The sequence below is a fragment of the Arthrobacter sp. PvP103 genome (assembly GCF_017833075.1).
Lineage (GTDB): Bacteria > Actinomycetota > Actinomycetes > Actinomycetales > Micrococcaceae > Arthrobacter.
The window spans coordinates 4,278,837-4,296,903 of sequence record NZ_JAFIBQ010000001.1; the positions used below are offsets into that span (position 1 = coordinate 4,278,837).

At 62.0% G+C, this 18,067-nt stretch carries 14 protein-coding genes; 13 read left to right on the forward strand and 1 reads right to left on the reverse strand.

Annotated elements, in window-relative coordinates:
• Positions 1–250: 250 nt before the first annotated feature.
• Positions 251–607, forward strand: coding sequence for a hypothetical protein (locus JOE41_RS19555; RefSeq protein ID WP_209753290.1), 357 nt, complete (start codon positions 251–253; stop codon positions 605–607).
• 143 nt (positions 608–750) lie between these two features.
• Here the strand turns inward: JOE41_RS19555 and JOE41_RS19560 are convergent, their stop codons facing one another.
• The gene (locus JOE41_RS19560) at positions 751–1,119 is read right to left on the reverse strand and encodes a hypothetical protein (protein ID WP_209753291.1); all 369 of its coding nucleotides are present in this window, start codon (positions 1,117–1,119) and stop codon (positions 751–753) included.
• Positions 1,120–1,517: 398 nt separating this feature from the next.
• Between JOE41_RS19560 and JOE41_RS19565 the strand changes: the two genes are divergently transcribed.
• The 12 genes from JOE41_RS19565 (at position 1,518) to JOE41_RS19620 (ending at position 17,799) form a co-directional block, all read left to right on the forward strand.
• On the forward strand, positions 1,518–1,805 hold the full coding sequence (locus JOE41_RS19565) for a hypothetical protein (protein ID WP_043480665.1): 288 nt from the start codon (positions 1,518–1,520) through the stop codon (positions 1,803–1,805).
• Positions 1,806–2,042: 237 nt separating this feature from the next.
• The gene (locus JOE41_RS19570) at positions 2,043–3,209 is read left to right on the forward strand and encodes a type IV secretion system protein (RefSeq protein WP_209753292.1); all 1,167 of its coding nucleotides are present in this window, start codon (positions 2,043–2,045) and stop codon (positions 3,207–3,209) included.
• Positions 3,202–4,692: an SCO6880 family protein gene (locus tag JOE41_RS19575; RefSeq protein WP_209753293.1), complete on the forward strand. Its 1,491-nt coding sequence runs from the start codon at positions 3,202–3,204 to the stop codon at positions 4,690–4,692. The genes JOE41_RS19570 and JOE41_RS19575 overlap by 8 nt, the downstream gene beginning before the upstream one ends.
• Positions 4,693–4,820: 128 nt before the next feature.
• Positions 4,821–6,149, forward strand: a complete 1,329-nt coding sequence (locus JOE41_RS19580) for an ATP-binding protein (RefSeq protein ID WP_209753294.1) — start codon at positions 4,821–4,823, stop codon at positions 6,147–6,149.
• A gap of 39 nt (positions 6,150–6,188) precedes the next feature.
• Positions 6,189–7,970 carry a type IV secretory system conjugative DNA transfer family protein gene (locus tag JOE41_RS19585; protein ID WP_209753295.1) on the forward strand — a complete coding sequence of 594 codons (1,782 nt, stop codon included), beginning with the start codon at positions 6,189–6,191 and terminating at the stop codon, positions 7,968–7,970.
• The gene (locus tag JOE41_RS19590) at positions 7,957–8,466 is read left to right on the forward strand and encodes a hypothetical protein (protein WP_209753296.1); all 510 of its coding nucleotides are present in this window, start codon (positions 7,957–7,959) and stop codon (positions 8,464–8,466) included. Before JOE41_RS19585 ends, JOE41_RS19590 begins: the two co-directional genes overlap by 14 nt.
• Positions 8,467–8,554: 88 nt before the next feature.
• A complete protein-coding gene (locus tag JOE41_RS19595) occupies positions 8,555–9,718 on the forward strand; it encodes an ImmA/IrrE family metallo-endopeptidase (RefSeq protein ID WP_209753297.1) in 1,164 nt (387 codons plus the stop codon).
• A 62-nt stretch (positions 9,719–9,780) separates the two neighbouring features.
• Positions 9,781–10,293, forward strand: coding sequence for a single-stranded DNA-binding protein (locus JOE41_RS19600; protein WP_209753298.1), 513 nt, complete (start codon positions 9,781–9,783; stop codon positions 10,291–10,293).
• Positions 10,294–10,573: 280 nt separating this feature from the next.
• The gene (locus tag JOE41_RS19605; protein WP_209753299.1) at positions 10,574–12,073 is read left to right on the forward strand and encodes a class I SAM-dependent DNA methyltransferase; all 1,500 of its coding nucleotides are present in this window, start codon (positions 10,574–10,576) and stop codon (positions 12,071–12,073) included.
• A complete protein-coding gene (locus tag JOE41_RS19610; protein WP_209753300.1) occupies positions 12,066–13,271 on the forward strand; it encodes a restriction endonuclease subunit S in 1,206 nt (401 codons plus the stop codon). The genes JOE41_RS19605 and JOE41_RS19610 overlap by 8 nt, the downstream gene beginning before the upstream one ends.
• Positions 13,271–14,206, forward strand: a complete 936-nt coding sequence (locus tag JOE41_RS19615) for a restriction endonuclease (protein ID WP_209753301.1) — start codon at positions 13,271–13,273, stop codon at positions 14,204–14,206. Before JOE41_RS19610 ends, JOE41_RS19615 begins: the two co-directional genes overlap by 1 nt.
• Before the next feature lie 92 nt (positions 14,207–14,298).
• Positions 14,299–17,799, forward strand: a complete 3,501-nt coding sequence (locus tag JOE41_RS19620) for a DEAD/DEAH box helicase family protein (RefSeq protein WP_209753302.1) — start codon at positions 14,299–14,301, stop codon at positions 17,797–17,799.
• The last annotated feature ends 268 nt before the right edge of the window (positions 17,800–18,067 follow it).

An 18,067-nucleotide genomic window follows, 5' to 3' on the forward strand; every position in this document is an offset into this window, starting at 1 on the left:
ATGATGACGGGCTCTTTGAGGCTTTGATCTCGACGCGACTCCGCTTCGTCTCTGCGATGAGGTCTACTAGGTCGCTGAAGCGCCGTGGGGCAAGGACTTCGTTGCCGCTTGGAACACTAGCGTCGGTACTTTGGCTGACTCTTGCTCCCGCGATCGTCTGCTTCCACAATTCGCGGATTTTGATGACCGTTTGGGTACTTCGCCAGCACCAACATTCAGGCAGAGGCGCGCCAAGGCAGTCGTCCAAGACGTGACAATAGTTTCAAAAGACCGTCGACCAGTAGCAGCTACCAGCGCTGTTCAGATCAAGACGGTTGCAACGCCACCAGAGCTTCCAGTAGAAGCAGAAGAACCAAAGACGGTTGCTGAGCCGCTGATCGTGGCAGAACAGCCGCAACCGGCCTCTCCAGAAGCCTCAGGCAGTGTAGAACAGATAGTTCGTGCAGCAGCTCGTAAGTTCGGCCTGGATGAGAACTACTCTGTCGGCAGCGCCATGTGTAAAAGCACGATGAATCCCAACGCCGTCAACTACGGCAATAGCGAGAACGGCAACCCTAGCGGCTTGTTCCAACATCTAAGCGGCTACTGGCCAGCACGAGCAAACTAAGTACGGCTACGCAGGAGCAAGTGTCTTTGATGCAGAAGCCAACGCGAACGTGACAGCTGGCATGTTCCGGGACGGGGCAAGCAACCTGAGGGAGGGCAACTAAACATGAAGGAAGGCCATGCGAGAGCCGTCCTTTTGTTGCCCTACAACGCGCTGCTGCCCTTCCACTCTTCCGGCGTCGCCCGTTTGATTCTTGATGAGTGTGCCCAGCCCATGTGGTACTTGCCGGATGAGTCAAGCCACTCGATAAGACCGTAGGTGTGTGTCCACGCCACAGCCTTACCGTAGATGCCGCTTACGTACACAAGGGGCCGGCCATACTTTGGGAAGTCTCTGATGGGAGCTGGGTCGTCAATCGGGCGGCTCTTGTCGGCCTCCATACGCGCCATCATGCGCTCGACGTCCTCAGGGGAACCACTCTTGATCACGGTCTTAATTATAGAACATATGTTCGAATCCGTCCGCACGTCCATGCTGTACTCCTCGTAGATGGCTTCCCCACGGGACTTCACGCTTCTCGACTTTTATCGAGGCCCCAGACATTAGCCGCTGCATGCCGCTGCCGGCGTCCGTCCCCACAAGGCGCTCGTGACTGTTCAACTTCGAGTTGCTGATCCACTTCGATTTCCTTTTGCCTTTATCCTCACTAGTTTTGACGAAGCCGAGGACTACGAAAGTCATGACCCTAGCGCCGCTGCAACCCCAAAAGCGGCGGCCTGGTCCCCGTGCGGCAGAAACTGCCTCCTGTTCGGCGAGGCCCCAGCCGGTTTAGGAAGCGGATCCGGGCAAACATTGCGCGAGTGCATCTATCAGCCTATGCACGAGGTCATGTAGCCCCGCCCCACCACCTCCATGAAGTCGTGAGCCCAAACCCCTCATTTCCCCTGGAAAACGACAGATGGAGCGCGCGATGTTTCTGGCAGCAGTGGATCCTGGCATCACCCCAAACACGAACTTCCCCTTTCTCGAATCACTCAAACAGATCGGCGGAGGCATCCTGGTTGGGGCCTTCATTGTGATCGCGATCGTGGCGATCGTTGGGGCCGCGATGCTCCTCGCAGGCAAGCTCAGCCAGTCGTCGAGGCTCGCTTCGGGTGGCGGCATGATCCTGCTTTGGACAGGACCGGTGGCCGCGATACTCGGCGGCATCAATGGCTACATCCTCTGGTCCCAGTCGGCGTTCAATCTCGGATTCTAGATCCTGCCAGTCATGCCGGTTCAATGCGACCTGGACGGATGGTGGCCGCCAGGTTGCGGTCTCGTCTCACAAGCGAACGACGGCGTTCAAGGTTCCATCACGTCATTCTTCGCGAACATTCTCCAGAGCGCCGCGTCCTGGATCTGGTCCTTTATCACGGGCGCGTTCAGTGTTTCTGATGTTGATGATTCGCAATGGACGGCCGTCCAAGGCCTGACGAGTTGGTGGGTTATCGTCATGATGACGCCACTCGTCATTGCCATGATCCTCCAGCTGCTGTCCGGTCTGATCAGCCAGCAGCCCCGGCGCCTGGTGCGAGCCCTGGTTGGAGGTGCCGCAGCCATTCCCCTGGTGGCCGGTGCCGTTTACCTTGTCCGCCAGCTCACCAAGCTAGGCGATTCCGCAGCTACGGCATTGCTCAACTCCATGGGGACAGATCCCTACCTGGTGTTCATGCGGCTCTTTGGCTTCGAACGGGCCCCTGCGGACTCCGGCAGGGAATGGAACGTCGTGTCGTTGGCCCCGGGAACCACTGGCGGCGCGGCCGGGGCGGTGGTGGTCACCGTGATGGCCGTGATCGTCGTGTGGATCCTGGCGTTCATCCTGATGTGTTCGATGATCTTCCGGTCCTTCGCGCTCATCGTGCTCGCCGCCGTCGCTCCGGTCGCTCTCATGCTGATGCCATGGGAGAAGACGAAAACCTGGGCCCGTCGGTGGTGCGAGATCGTCGTTGCCTTGCTGCTCGCCAAACCACTTGCCGCAACGGTGTTGGCCGTGGCCATCAAGCTCTTTGCCGAGTCGAAGTCGTTCGCCGGGCTGGCCGCTGGCGTTGTGGGCATGGCTCTGGCCTGCGGTACGCCTCTGATGTCACTGCGGCTGGTGAGCTTCGCCGGAGGTGAGCTGGCCGCGGCCGCACAAACTGCCGGTGGCGGTCACGTCCTCTCTCGGACTTCTAGTTTCACTGCCCGGCAGATCAGCCGCCAGACCGGTGGCCGTTTGACCCTGGCGGCAATGGCTGACCGTTCGGCGATGACCCGTCCGATCCAGTCGAGCCGTCATCAATTCCCCACACGCACCTTGCCGGCGGGAGCCCCTCTTCCGGGAAGGCCAACGGGTGTAACGCCGTCATCGGCGCAAGCTGCCAATGCCAGTGCGTTGATGCTCGACGCCGGCGCCTCGGCCGCCAGCCCAGCCTCGCTATCGGGAAGCAGCGCACCGCCACTCCAGGCCCCGGGCGCACCGGCGTCGGGAAGCGGAAGTGGGGACGTAGCCCCTAGCGAGCCACCAAAGCCGTCGTCGTCGAAGCGACCGAACGGCGAGCCGCCGATCGTCCCGACGGCAAAGCCTCCCATCCATCGGCCACCAGTAATCCGGCCCCCAACCGACGGTGATTTCCATGTCTGAAACTTCACGCACCCTCGAGGCAGTCAAATTTCCCCGCTACGAGCGCCGCGGCCTGTTCATGGGACTGAAGTGGTATCAATTGCTGCTGCTCGCGGCCGGCTTCGTCGTGGCAAGTCTGGCATCGGCGTCTCAAGGACCGATCGGCTTGTTCGCGTCGGGACCGTTGTGGCTGGGGCTGATGCTCCTCGGCCTGCTGCAGTATTCACGGATTCCCTACCCGGTCTGGGCTAGCCATGCAGTCCTGTTCTTCTACCGATCCATGGCCGGACAAACAAGGTTCCTCACCAGGCCCGAACGAGCACTCCTGGCCGGACGGCTGGCACTTCCGGGAGGACTGGGGAACCTGGAATTGCGCCGGACTTCGCGAGGGGAGTGTTTCATCGTGGACGCCCGTGGCCGGGAGGCGATAGCCGTCCTTCGCTGCAGCACCCGGTCATTTGCGCTGTTAGACAGCGACGACAAAGCATGGGCCGTGCAGGCCTGGTCCCGCGTACAGGCCGGTATGGCCCAGCGAACAAGCCTCGCGAGAATAGCAGTGCAGGACTTCACCGTTCCGTATCCGTCCACCGCACTGCGGGACTTCTACGAAACCGCGTCACCGCGGCCGGCGGGCGACGCCAGCGAACTCACTTGGGGTCAACGTGCGTACGAGGATCTGATTTCGGCGGCGGGATCCACGATGAGCCACGATCTCCTGATCGCACTGGTCGTGGATACGGCCAAGGCCCGACGCCGGATCAGAGAGTCAGGCGGGGGACTGCTCGGCGTCGAACGGGTGCTTCGTCTGGAGGTCGAGGCCATGACGACCGCGCTGGGGACGCACAGCGTCAAGGTGGAGGAATGGCTGCCGGAGGGCGGAATCCTCGACGTCATTCGGGGTGCCTTCGACCCTGCCGCCGTCGCAAGCGGGGCAGGGAAGCTGACCAAGCAGCGACCACAACCGCAAGACTCCGTGCCGCCCAACATGCCTGCGGGGCCCATGGCCGTGGAAGAGCACTGGACATACGTACGAACCGATTCCGGCTTTCATCAAACGTTCTGGATCGCTGAGTGGCCACGGCAGAAGGTGTTTCCGGGTTTCCTCCATCCGCTGATTTATGTGGGCGACTTCCGGCATACGGTGACGGAGGTGATTCGGGCCGTGCCCACAACTGAGGCGCTGCGGGATATCCGCTCCGCCCAGGAGGCCCATGAAACCAGGCGCCGTATCAATACCCGCTTCGACAGGCCGCTGACCCGCGAGCAACGGGCTGAGGAAGAAGAGGTCGCCCAGCGCGAGGAGGAGATCGTTGCAGGACACGGAGATGTAAGGCCCGCTGCCTACGTGACGGTTACTGCAGGGACGCTGGAGGACCTGGCCCGGCACAGGCAGGAACTGGAGTCGGCGGCCGCGGGAGCCTTCGTCGAATTGCGCCTGCTGGCCGGGCAGCAATGGGCTGCATTCGTCGCCGGTGCGCTCCCGTTCGGGCGGGGACTGCGATGACGCGTACAAGCCAATCCGTTGAATACATGCCGTCGGGCGGGAGTCGTGAGGAGCGGAAGGAACGACGGCGGCGGTCGGGTGCCGCCGACAGCGGACCATGGGCGGCCGCCCTAAATCGGGCTGGCGAGATGGTCGGCACCCGGCTGGAGACCGCCGAACACGGCGGAGACTGGGGGAGCAGGGAACCTGTCTCGCTGCGTGGCCCGCACCGCCTGCGTCCGGCACCGCATCGCGCGTCGACCCTGACCTTCGCCGCGGCGTATCCGTTCATCACAGAATCGGGGCTCGGCCACGAAGGCACCTATATCGGCACAGACGTCTTCGGCTCGGGTGCGTTTTCCTACGATCCGTGGATTCTTTATGACAAGGGCGTTATTGGCGGACCCTCGATCGTTGTCATCGGCACCGTGGGGACCGGGAAATCCATGTGCGGAAAGTCCCTGGTGGCCAGGTCCATTACGCTGGGGCGGAAGGCCGCCGTTGCCTCCGATCCCAAAGGTGAATGGGTCGCCGTCGCCAATGCGGTTGGCGGCAAGGTCATTTCCGTGGGCCCCGGCCGCTCTGCCCGCGTCAATCCACTCGACGCGGGGCCGCGTTCGAGCGCCTTGAGTGAGGCGCAGTGGCAGGCGGTGGTGCGCCAGCGCCGTCGTTACCTGTTGGTGGCATTGGTGTCTCTCATGCGGCAGGGCATGCCCCTCCGTCCGGTGGAGCACACTGCCCTGGACATGGCTCTGATGGAGACGGTAGCCGAGAACTCGAATCCGACGCTGCCGATGGTTCTGGACCATCTGTTGAACCCGTCGAAGGAAACGATCGGGCTGGTGGGCAAGGATGGGGGACTGGCGGTCAGCCACTCCCTGAGGCGGACGGTCTCCGGTGACCTGGAAGGCATGTTTGACGCCCCGTCTACGGTCGCTTTCGACGCCGATGCGCCCATGATGGTGATGGACACTTCTGCGCTCATCGGAGCCTCGGAGCAAGCATTGTCGCTGGCCGCCGCGTGCGGTGCCACTTGGCTGGAGGCAGCTGTCACCAATCCCGACGGCGGCAAACGGCTGGTGGTGTACGACGAAGGTTGGCGCATGCTGGCCGACCCGTACATGCTCGCCAAAATGAGCGAGCAGTGGCGGTTAGCCCGCACCTATGGCATTGCGAATCTGCTCATCATGCACAAAGTGGCGGATCTCAATGAAATCGGAGACAGCTCCAGCGGGCACCGACAGAAGGCGCTCGGCCTGCTGACCGAGGCAGATACGAGAATTATCTATCGGCAGAAGCACGACGCCATGCGACTGACGAAAGAAGCCCTGGGGTTGTCTGAGGCCGAGTGCGAGCACGTAGAGAACCTACCTAAAGGTGTTGGCCTCTGGAAGGTCGGGAACCGTTCCTTCATTGTGGCGAACCGGGTCACGACCGATGAGCTTGAAGTTTTCGGCACCGACGACCGGATGATCTGAATGCCACAGATGAGTTCGCGGCGAGGCACCGACAGTCCGTTGGTCACGGCCGGGCTTATCGCCGTGGCCGGTTATGTCTGTCTGTGTTTCCTGGTCCAGGGGGCAGCTAACGTCGTCGTGGCCTGGCGCTGCGGCGGCAGTCTGCCGTCGCCGTTCAACCCGGCCGCCGCCGTCGGACTTTTCATCGACCGGATCAACTGGGTGGTACCCGTACCGGAGGGATGCGACGTCGGGACCGGCAGTATCTGGTGGATCGTTGGCCCGGTCCTCGTTCTGGCGGCTGCGCTCGCCGTCGGGTCTGTTTCTGCCTGGAGGCGGTGGAAGCAATCCGGCGCGTGGCTGCGCCAGGACATCCTGAGCCGCGAGGGCATCGCGCGTCGTACCGAGATCCTCCAAGATTTCGGAGCGAGGGCCGTTCTGAAGCGCGGCAAGTTCACGCGGCCGGGCCTTGCCAAACCGCGGATCCAGGACGTGGCCTGGACGCTGGGCCGTTCCCGCGGTGTCACGATTCATGTCTCCACGGAGGAATCGATGGTCATCCAGGGTGCTCCGCGATCCGGTAAGGGTCTCTATGTGGTCATCAATGCCATCCTCGATGCGCCGGGCGCTGTTGTCACGACATCCACCCGCGCCGACAACTTGGTGGTCACCATGAAAGCCCGCGCTACACGCGGCAGGCCGGTCACAGTGTTCGATCCGCAAGGCATGTCCGGACTCCCTTCGACACTTCGCTGGTCTCCCGTTCGTGGCTGCGAGGACCCGGATATCGCGACGCGCCGTGCTCTCGTAATCACAGCGGACACGGAGATGAAGGGAGAGAACGCTGCATGGCAAAAGCGCTCGCTGATCATCCTGCAATGCCTCCTACATGCAGCGGCCCTGTCCGGCGAGGGTGTCCGTGCGTTTCGGCGCTGGTCTTCGAGCCCGGTCTTGGCACGTGAGGCGTTGGAGGTCCTAAGCCAACCGGCGGCGGCGCTAGGGTGGCAGGCCGATCTCATGGGCATCCTTGAGGATGATCCCCGGAATACGTCCAACTCCTGGATTGGTGTGTCGGCTGCTGTCGCACCGCTGTCGTCACCGAAAGTGCTGGCCGCGCTGGATCCCCGGGACGAGTCTGAGGAATTTGACCCAAAGACGTTCATCCGGGACTGCGGGACCCTGTACTTGATTGGCACCCGCGCGGGAGCGGCTGCGGCGGGTCCGTATCTTTCGGCTCTGATCGATGACATTGACAATGCCGCGCGTGAAATGGCGTTCGTCGCTCCGGGAGGAAGGCTGGATCCGCCGCTGTCCTTAGTTTTGGACGAGATTGCCAATCTGGCCCCATGGCCGGGCCTGCCCATCGCCCTTTCGGACGGCGGCGGCATCGGCATCTCAACTTTGGTGGTTCTCCAATCCTTGTCCCAGGCCCGGACTGGCTGGTCAATTGATGAGGCGGCCACTATTTGGGACTCGGCCATCATCAAAGTGATCTTCGGCGGAGGCTCGGACGAGCGTGACCTGCGCTCGCTGGCCGGGCTGCTGGGGGAGCGGAGCCTGACCCTGAATACCCGTTCCTGGTCTGCCCAGGGCCGGCAGGACGGCGAACAGATCAGGGAGAGCCCGGTCCTGCCGCTTAATGAGATCAGGCGTTTGCCCGTCGGCACGGCCCTCATGCTAGGACGTCGAACCCGGCCGATCCTCTTGGACTTGCGCGAATGGCACAAACGAAAAGACGCTGCCGAGCTCGGTCGGTCAAAGCTGGAGCTTGAACGGACTCTAGCTGATGGGCACCGTCTGCGACAGGCAGCAACGGAGGAGCCGGCCGATGGCCAGCCATGACGACGTCGAACGCTTTGAGATCCCGTCAGCCGGAGCGGACGACGATGAGCTGACGGCGGAGCTCTTTCGCTCTGCCTCCCGGCCACCGGGGCGGGCATCCGGCGTGACATACCGTTGGCGGGAAATGACAGCTGAGCAGGCCGGAAGCGTGTGGCGTTCTTTGGCGGTCTGGGTCCGTTGGCTTGTTACCACCTATCAGCTGACGACGTCGGTGGTTCCGGACTGCTGGTGGCGTCATTCCGAGATCGTGGCCGAGCTCTACGCTCTTCAGCGGGCGGAACTGGCCTCCTACGCCAGCGACGATTCCGGGTTCGGGCCGCTGGCGTTTCACGAACGGCTGCCGCACGCTGTCGAGCGTCTGCGGATCCATACCCGGACGGCCGGTTGTGTCGGCCTGCAGGCGCACAAGGAGTCCGCGTCGAGGACCCTGCGGATCGACGCACCGGACTTCGTTGAGTGGCAGTCGGCTTCCCACCACGTTGGCATCGAATTCTGAAGTCATGCAGTTGTCCCGCCTCAGGACATGAACAAGTATCCGCGGGGTGGTCCCGGCCGGATTCCAAGAAGTATGAAGGGCGGCTGTCGTGGCCCCTGAATCTGAAGACGTATCGAGTGCGGTGGCAGCAGATGCTGCGCTTGGCCGGAATGAATCGGGCAAGTCCCACATGACGGCCGAGGAGCGCATCTCTGCCTTGACGGATGGCCTCCACCGGATCCTGGAAAGGGCAGTTGAATCTCCGTCGCAGTGGCAGGTGCTGCTGGACGCTTCGGCAACGTTGTGGCGTTACTCGGGCGGCAACGTTGCCCTACTCGTGATGCAGATGGCCCAGCGCGGTACCGACGAACCCACCCTGGTGGCCGGGTACAAGGAATGGGCCCGCCACGGCCGTACGGTGCTGAGAGGTGAGCATGCACTCTGGGTGATAGCTCCCCGCACAGCCCGACTCCAGCAGGTCACGCTTCCTGACGGTACCCGGCAGCGCATCCCCGCGGGTGAGAACGTGCCCCATGGCGCCGTCGACGACGGAAAGAAGACGGTCATCACTGGCTGGAGAGGCCAGGCAGTCTTCGACGTCTCACAAACGCAGGGCACACCGCTGCTCGTTCCCCGCGGCGGCGCCGAGTCTGTGCTGGACGTAGCTGAGCTGTGCGGATCTCTTACCGCGGTGGCGGGCAGGCATGGCTTCAACGTCGACGTGGCAGACGCCCAGTATGGGCTGACGAGCGGTTTTACGGATTTCACTCACCGCCGGGTCCAGGTGGGCGCCTGGCTCAGCCCAGAAGAGCGTGCGGCCGTCCTTGCACACGAACTTGGACACGTGCTGCTTCATGGTCCCAACGATGCGGTCGGCCGGCTGTATGGCAGCAGCGCAGACCACCGGGGACTGGCTGAGGTGGAAGCCGAATCCGTGGCCTACACAGTGCTGAAGGCCCACGGGATCGACCGCGGACCTCAGTCCGCGACCTATCTCGCCGGATGGGCTGACGCCGTCATTGAAGCGGAGCAGGACGTGAAGGCCCACGACGGCGGCCGTCGTCCCCCGGCGTCCCGTGCGGATATTGCGAAGTCAGTACTGGGACGGGTCACTGCTGCCAGCAAGGGAATTCTCGAAATCACGCGCCCGCCAAGTTTCGGCGGCAAGATCACCGCTGTGGACGCGGACCCACGGCTGAACCTTTCAGCGTCCTTTGTGGGCGTTGACCAACCTTTGCGGTCCGTTGACGGACCTGTAATGGCCGGGCCATGAGCCCGACTGGCAACAATTTGTCCGGCGGGAGAGTCCCTCCGGCTTTGGAAAGGACAAGAACCATGGGCACTAAAATCCCGATCAGCATCGCCGGCAACCTGGTTGCTGATCCCGAACTTAGCGTCGGCGAAAGCGGAGTGGCTCACGCCAAGCTCCGGGTCGCCGTCAACCAGCGAATCCAGGGCGCGGACGGCACTTGGCAGGACGGAGAGCCCGTCTTCCACAATGTCTCTGCATTCCGTACGCTGGCGGAGAACTCGGCGAGTTCACTGCGGAAGGGGGACCCGGTCACTGTGGCGGGCGAGCTGGAATTCCGCTCATACGAGAAGGATGGCGAACGTCGCGAAGCCCGACGCATTGTCGCCGACACCATCGGACCGGACCTCCGCTTCGGCACCGCGGTGTATCAGCGCATGTCGCATGGGACAGTGGCAGCGCCGGATGCTGAAGTGCGTGCAGGTGTCGAGGCGCCCGTCGCGGCTGAGGTTGGTGCGCCGGCGTACAACGTCAGTTCGAAGAGTCCGGTGGTGGTGCCCCCTTTCGGGGCGGCGGCGGGGAGTGAGATGAGCTACTGACAGCTGCTGGGGCAGTCCGCGCGGCGGGGAAAGCCGGTTGGTGAGCACACCAACCGGCTTTCCCATGCGGCGAGGCTGGAGTGCAGAGTCAGCCACAGGCTTCTGGGCACTCATATCTCCTCAGAAGCTGATGCTGGCAAAACGCATGTTTCCGGCAAAAGGTTGGCAACCAAGGCGCGTTGCAGCTCAGGGCGATTTCTTTTTCCAATACGACGGTGCGGCGCGATCGTTCGAAGAACTGGGGTGCGGAAGGTCGCTGTAGCTCTATTAGGATTAGGCGGTGATAACTGGCGAAATCAAATCTCAGGTAGACAAGGTCTGGAACGCGTTCTGGACTGGCGGCATCTCCAATCCTCTGGAAGTGATCGAACAGATCACCTATCTGCTCTTCCTAAAGCGCCTCGACGAGAACCAGACCCGAGCAGAAAACAAAGCGAACCGCACGGGCAAGCCTGTCGAAAACGCTGTCTTCCCCGCGGGCCTGGATGAGAAGGGCCGTTCATACCAGGACTTCCGCTGGAGCAAGTTCAAGAACTTCTCCCGCGACGAGATGTATACCGTCTTCGCCGAGCACATCTTCCCGTTCCTGCGCGCCGGACTGGTCCAGCTAGCCAGCGGCGAGGAATCCTCCTACGCCCAGCACATGAAGGACGCCCGCTTCACCATCCCCAACGCCGGGTTGCTGGAAAAAGTCGTCGACATTATTGACGAAATCCCCATGGACGAGCGCGACACCAAGGGCGACCTCTATGAATACATGCTCGGCAAGATCGCCTCGGCCGGCACCAACGGCCAGTTCCGCACACCCCGCCACATCATCGACCTGATGGTGAAGATGACGGCACCCCAGCCGATGGAGGCTATCTGCGACCCGGCCGCCGGCACCGCAGGATTCCTGGTCCAGGCAGGGGAATACCTTCGGAAGCAGAACCCGAACCTGCTGACCACCCCGGAGCTGAGTCGGTTCTTCCACCACAGCCAGTTCCACGGGTACGACTTCGACAGCACCATGCTGCGCATCGGGTCCATGAACATGCTCCTCCACGGGGTTGAAAACCCGGACATCACCTACCGGGATTCCCTGGCTGACCTGCACGGAACCGAGGAGGAAAAATACGACGTCATCCTCGCGAACCCGCCCTTCGCCGGCAGCTTGGACTACGAGAACGTGGCCAAGGACCTGCTCTCCCTGGTCAAGACGAAGAAGACAGAGTTGCTCTTCCTTGCACTGTTCCTTCGGCTGCTTAAGCCCGGCGGCCGTGCCGCGGTCATCGTGCCCGACGGCGTGATGTTCGGCTCGTCTACGGCGCATAAGACGCTGCGGAGAATGCTGGTCGAGGACCACAAGCTCGACGGAGTGGTCAAACTCCCTTCCGGCGTCTTCAAACCCTACGCCGGGGTCTCCACGGCAATCCTGTTCTTCACCAAGACGAATTCCGGCGGCACCGACAATGTCTGGTTTTACGACGTGACCGCGGACGGCTTCAGCCTCGACGACAAGCGCACCCCCTTGGAAAATTCTGACCTCCAAGACGTCTTGGCCCGCTGGCAGCAGCGGACGACGACGGAGGCAGAACGCGCGCGGACGGACCAGTCCTTCCTCGTCCCCAAGGCCGAGATTGCCGCGAACGGTTACGACCTTTCCCTAAACAGGTACAAGGAAGTTGAGCACGACGCGATCGACCACAAGGATCCGGCCGACATCATTGCCGACCTTGAAAAGCTTGAGCAGGAAATTACTCAGGGAATGGCCGAACTGAAGGACCTCATCAGTGGTTGAGATCGTCCAAACACGCGTGGCTACCCTTGGAGATGTAGCCGAGTTCATCCGGGGAATCACGTTCAAGCCGGATGACATCGAGGATGGGCCTACTGATACAAATGTCGACTGCCTTCGCACGAAGAACGTCCAGGCTACTCTTGATACCCGAGACGTCTGGGCAATCGACCCGTCGTTTGTAAAGCGACCAAATCAGTACGTCACCGAGGGTGACATACTCATTTCAAGCGCCAACAGTTGGAACCTCGTAGGGAAATGCAGTTGGGTTCCGCGGCTCGCACGTCCTACCGCTTTCGGTGGCTTTGTCACAGTTCTACGGCGTCGGGACGACTCGGTCGATTCCCGCTATCTGTTTCACTGGTTTTCCTCAGCCCGGGTGCAGAGGACAATCCGTAGTTTTGGGAATCAAACAACCAACATTTCAAACTTGGATCTGAAGAGATCAGCGTCTCTCACGCTTCCTCTCCCGCCCCTTGATGAGCAGCGGCGGATTGCGGCCATCCTGGACAAGGCGGTCGAGCTCCGCAGTAAACGCCGTCAAGCCCTCGCCCACCTCGACGTTCTTACCCAATCCATCTTTGACACCGTGTTCGGTGACTTGCGGGAATGGCCGAAGGTTGCATTCGATGAGCTGTGCCGGGGAGACTTTCGGAATGGTGTTTCACCTTCTACACGCGGGTTAGTCCAGCAGCGGGTTCTCACACTGTCTGCGGTTACAGGTGAGGCCTTTGACGTCGGCTCAAACAAAATCGGCATGTTTGACAGACCTACTCCAATTGAGCAACGAGTCGCATCGTCGTCGTTGTTGATCTGTCGAGGCAACGGCAACCTTAATCTCGTCGGGCGGGGTCATTTTCCGCCCATGGATCATCTTGATGTTGTATTTCCTGACACGGTCATTGCAGCGAAGCCGGATTTTTCTCGTGTAACACGTGCTTTTCTGGCGCATGTTTGGAACTCGTCTGAAACACGCTCGCAACTCGAGAACCGGGCGCGGACGACTAATGGAACGTTCAAAGTCAATCAGTCTATGATTGGCGAAATACTGCTGCCGGAACCGCCCATGTCTAGACAGAACATCTTCGCGGAACGGGTCGTGGCAGTCGATCAACTCAGGGCAAGCCACCGTATCCAGCTCGCTGAGCTTGACGTACTTTTCACTTCCCTGCAGCACCGCGCGTTTGAGGGAGAACTTTGATGAGCGAGGCAACCTCTGTAGTCGCAGACTCTGAGGTGCCCATTTGGCCACTCTTTGTTACCCATGTGCTTGGCGCACTTTCCGCCGGTGAAACGCTGCACCGCCGCGACATCGTTAGCCGTGCTATTGACTCTGCGGGTCTGTCGGAGGCAGCGCGAGCGGAGACCCTGAATACTGGTGGACTCCGTTCCGAGCAGCGCCTCGGTTGGGCCATCAGTAATCTACTTAAAGCCGGATGGATCGAGCGGCCGGTGCGCGCCAACTACCGCATTACGGAGGCCGGGCGGGAATGGTTGGCGGCACACCCCGAGGGGATTAGTGATTTCTCCACGGCACGGACACTTTTCGCGCCTTTCTGGCCGCAGTCCGATGCCCGGAAACCGGTGGTGTCAGTCACCGAGGAGACGCTCGTGACGGACGTCGACCCGATCGAGCAGATCGAATCCGGGATCAACCGCATCCACTCCGACGTTGGCGACGCGCTCCTCACCCGCCTCCGGGAGAGCCACCCCGATTTCTTCGAGCAGGCCGTTGTCGATCTGCTCCTCAGGATGGGTTACGGCGGTGCCGAGCAGCGGGGGAAGCGTATCGGCGGCAGTAACGACGGGGGTGTGGACGGGGTTATCGACCAGGACGCCCTGGGGCTTGACCGCATCTATGTGCAGGCCAAGCGCTATGCCGATGGCAATACTGTGGGCCGTGAAGCTATCCAGGCGTTCGTCGGGGCCCTGCACGGTGTCGGTGCCTCGCGTGGTGTTTTCATCACTACCAGTGCTTTCACCTCGGGTGCACGGGATTATGTGCAGGCGGTTCCGTCGCGGGTCATTCTGATCGACGGTGCCCGGCTTGTGGGGCTGATGATCAAGTACCGGGTGGGCGTCCAGGTGAAGCAAAGCTACGACATTGTCGAGCTCGACGAGGACTTCTTTGAGTAGCCGCGGCCCATGGAACCCAATTTCGCATTGCCCTGGGTTGAGTTGAATCCGGTGTCGCCCGGCCGCGTGGAGGGCAACATCATCTAGGCTCCATGGAGAAGATCAACAGAGGAGTGGCATTGGGGGATGTGAACAGCAACTTCGCCGTATTGCAGGCGGAGTGGCCGGTACTTGCCAAAGAAGCGCGGCTGGCCGAGCTGTACGCGCGCAAGGACCCACGGTCATCTCTGCTCTACGCCCGCAGGTCAATTGAAGGGCTATTGGATTGGCTCTACCAAGCTGATGGCTCTCTCACAATGCCCTACAAGGGTGACCTCAACGCTCTGATGTCGGAACCGACGTTCAAGCGGCTCGCGGGCGAGACGATCGTCAGCAAGTTCCACCTCATCCGCAAGGTCGCGAACAGCGCCATCCACACCAATGCTGCCATCACCGTCCAGCACTCTGAGCAGACCATTCGGGAACTTTTCCACGTCTGCATCTGGCTGGCGCTCCGCTACACCCGGGATCCGGCCAACCGTCCGGCCTCCACCATCGCTTTCAAGGGTGAGTTCCTCAGCCCGACGCCGAAGCCGGGCGTTCCGGCGCCAGCCGAGAAGCCCCGTACCGCGGACCAGACGGCCAAACTCGCCGAAGAACTGGCCACTAAGGACGCTGCGCTGGCCGCGCAGAAGCAGGACAACGAGCAGCTTCAGGCCCAGCTTGCGGCCCTGCGTGCAGAGATCGCCCGGGCGAAGGAGGAGAACAGGAAGCTCCCGGACAGTCATAACTACTCTGAAGCGGAAACCCGGGTCTACATCGACCTGTACCTGGGTGAAGGAGGCTGGGCCCTGGACAAGGCCGAGGACCGTGAGTTCGAGGTCCACCACATGCCCACCCACGCTGGGGCCGCCACCGGGACCGGGTTCGTGGACTACGTCCTCTGGGGATCGGACGGCAAGCCCCTCGCCGTCGTCGAAGCCAAGCGGTCATCCAAGTCGCCTTACGAGGGGCAGCAGCAGGCCAAACTCTACGCGGATGCGCTGGAGACAGAGAAGGGCCAGCGCCCGGTTATTTACTACAGCAACGGCTACGAGCACTGGATCTGGGACGACGCCTCCGGCTATCCTCCCCGCCCCGTCCAGGGTTTCCACACACTGGACCAGCTCCAGCTCATGGTGGACCGCCGCACCACCCGGAAACACCTGGCCGCGGCAGCCATCAATACCGACATCGCAGGCCGCAGCTACCAGCAGGCCGCCATCCGGGCCGTCACCCGCGCCTTAGAAACCGATAAGGAGCGTAAAGCGCTCCTCGTCATGGCGACCGGCTCCGGCAAGACGCGCACCGTCGTCGCGCTCTCCAGCCTGCTGATGCAGGCGAACTGGGCAAAACGTGTACTGTTCCTGGCCGACCGCGTCGCCTTGGTCGACCAGGCCGCCCGCGCTTTCAAGACCAACCTCCCCGGATCTTCCCCGGTGGTACTGGGCCGCGATGTGGAGGCGGACAGCCGCATCCACGTCGCCACCTATCCGACGATGATGAACCTGATCAACGAACGGACCGACGACGGCACGGTCCTAAAGCAACGGTTCGGGATCGGCCACTACGACCTGATCATCATCGACGAGGCACACCGCTCCGTGTACCAGAAGTACCGGGCCATATTCGATTATTTTGATGCGTATCTGGTGGGCCTGACAGCCACGCCGCAGTCCGAAGTGGACCGCAACACCTACTCCCTGTTCGGCATCGAGGACCACGTCCCCACGTTCGCCTATGAGCTGACACAGGCCATCTCCGACGGCTACCTCGTACCGCCCCGGACCGTGTCCATTCCGCTGAAGTTCCCGGTCGAAGGAATCCGCTACGAGGAACTCTCGGAGGAGGAAAAGGAGGAGTGGGACTCCGCCGAATGGGACGAGGACGGGGAGGTCCCCGACGCCGTGGATCCGGCCATCCTGAATACCTGGCTGTTCAACGCCAACACCGTGGATAAGGCACTCGAGGTGCTAATGACCCGTGGGCACAAGGTCGCCGGCGGAGACCGGCTCGGGAAGACGATCGTTTTCGCCAAGAACCAGAAGCATGCCGAATTCATCGCCGAGCGGTTCAACATCAACTACCCCCAGTACGGGGGCACTTTCGCGAAGATCATCACGCACAGCGTCAACTACGCCTCCACCCTGATCGACGCCTTCGCCCGCGCGGAGGACAGCCCGCACATCGCCGTATCCGTGGATATGCTGGACACCGGGATCGACGTGCCCGAAGTGGTCAACCTGCTCTTTTTCAAGGTGGTGCGTTCCAAGACTAAGTTCTGGCAGATGATCGGCCGGGGCACCCGGCTCAGGCCGGAACTGTACGGACCTAGTGAGGACAAGCAGGACTTCTTCATCTTCGACGTCTGCCAAAACGTTGAATACTTCAACGCCGAGCTGCCCGGTTCCGAAGGTTCCCTAGGACAGTCCCTGGCGCACCGCAGCTTCGCCGTCCGGGCACAGCTGCTGGCCGAAGCCCGCACGGCCGGGCTCGACGGCGACTACGTGCCGGCGCTCCAGTCCGGCCTGGTGGGCCAGATAGCGGGGCTGCCCCGGGAGAACTTCCTGGTCCGCCCGCAGATGGAGTGGGTGGAAAAGTACTCGCAGCCAAAATCGTGGGGCACACTTGGCACGCAGGATCTGACGGACCTGCAGACGAAGCTAGCCCCGTTGGCGACGCTGGCTTCCGCCGCCGATATGGAGGAAGCCAAACGCTTCGACCTGCTGATGTACCAGGCGCAGCTGGCTTCGCTGAGCTCTGCGGCCGCCGTCGAGCCGTACCGCAAAAAAATCGTTGAGATTGCGTCCGCCCTGCAGGATCAGCCGAACATTCCCGCCATCGCGGCCCAGATGCTCCTGATCCAGTCGATCCTGGAGGGCGAGGAATGGGGCCGGGTCTCGCCGCAATGGCTTGAACTGATCCGGGTGCGGCTCCGGGGGCTGGTGCACCTGATCGAGAAGAAGCGCCGCAAGGTGGTCTACACGAACTTCGAGGACACGCTCGGAGACATCGTGGAAGGTGAGCTGAAGGGGACCGTGACCGGATCAGTGGATCTGGCCAGGTACCGCGAGAAGGCTCGGATGTATCTGCAGGGATTCCTGGACCACGTGGCCATCCACCGCCTCCGCCGCGGCCTACCCCTGACCGAAACGGACCTTGCTGAACTTCAGCGTATGCTGATTGAAAGCGGGGCGGGTTCACCCGAGGAACTTGAAGCGGCCACCATACAAGCTGAGGGTCTGGGGCTGTTCGTCCGGTCTCTGGTGGGTATGGATCGACAGGCAGCGTTGGATTCCTTGTCTGAATTCGTGGGGGACAAGACCCTCAACGCCAACCAGCTGCACTTCGTTGACATGATCGTCCAGCAACTCACCGAGAACGGCGTCGTGGACGTCGGCGCGCTGTACGAGTCTCCCTACAGCGACGCGGCTCCCGCCGGCCCGGAGAGTCTGTTCCCCGAGGTGGATGTGGATCTCCTGGCCGATGCGTTGCGCCGAGTGCGCGTTTCGGCGATGGTGGGGGTAAGTTCCGGCCATTCAATCTTCGACACGGGTCTGGGCCCTACGGGCTGACGCTACGCACCACCAATGCGGTCAAGCGCTTGGGACCCCACCCCGTCCAAGTGCTATATGTGGCGCGGGGCGCCGCCCCGGCCAGACACCTGCTACTCGCGATAGGGCGGAATTCTCTTGCCCGAGATCGCCACGCGGGGTGCTCTTGGGACTGCCCCGGCTGACCGGCCAGTACGTCGCCTGGCTTTTAAGGTTCTTCCATGGTGGTTTTCCCTTGTGTCGTGGTTGCCGGGGTTTGCGAGGCCAGGGAAGAAGACGCCCTGACCTT

What these genes read in the sequence shown, in the direction of transcription:
- JOE41_RS19565 (WP_043480665.1), top strand. Translation starts at nt 1,518, where the DNA reads ATGTTTCTGGCAGCAGTGGATCCTGGCATCACCCCAAACACGAACTTC.
- JOE41_RS19570 (WP_209753292.1), top strand. Translation starts at nt 2,043, where the DNA reads ATGATGACGCCACTCGTCATTGCCATGATCCTCCAGCTGCTGTCCGGT.
- JOE41_RS19575 (WP_209753293.1), top strand. Translation starts at nt 3,202, where the DNA reads ATGTCTGAAACTTCACGCACCCTCGAGGCAGTCAAATTTCCCCGCTAC.
- JOE41_RS19580 (WP_209753294.1), top strand. Translation starts at nt 4,821, where the DNA reads ATGGTCGGCACCCGGCTGGAGACCGCCGAACACGGCGGAGACTGGGGG.
- JOE41_RS19590 (WP_209753296.1), top strand. Translation starts at nt 7,957, where the DNA reads ATGGCCAGCCATGACGACGTCGAACGCTTTGAGATCCCGTCAGCCGGA.
- JOE41_RS19600 (WP_209753298.1), top strand. Translation starts at nt 9,781, where the DNA reads ATGGGCACTAAAATCCCGATCAGCATCGCCGGCAACCTGGTTGCTGAT.
- JOE41_RS19615 (WP_209753301.1), top strand. Translation starts at nt 13,271, where the DNA reads ATGAGCGAGGCAACCTCTGTAGTCGCAGACTCTGAGGTGCCCATTTGG.
- JOE41_RS19620 (WP_209753302.1), top strand. Translation starts at nt 14,299, where the DNA reads ATGGAGAAGATCAACAGAGGAGTGGCATTGGGGGATGTGAACAGCAAC.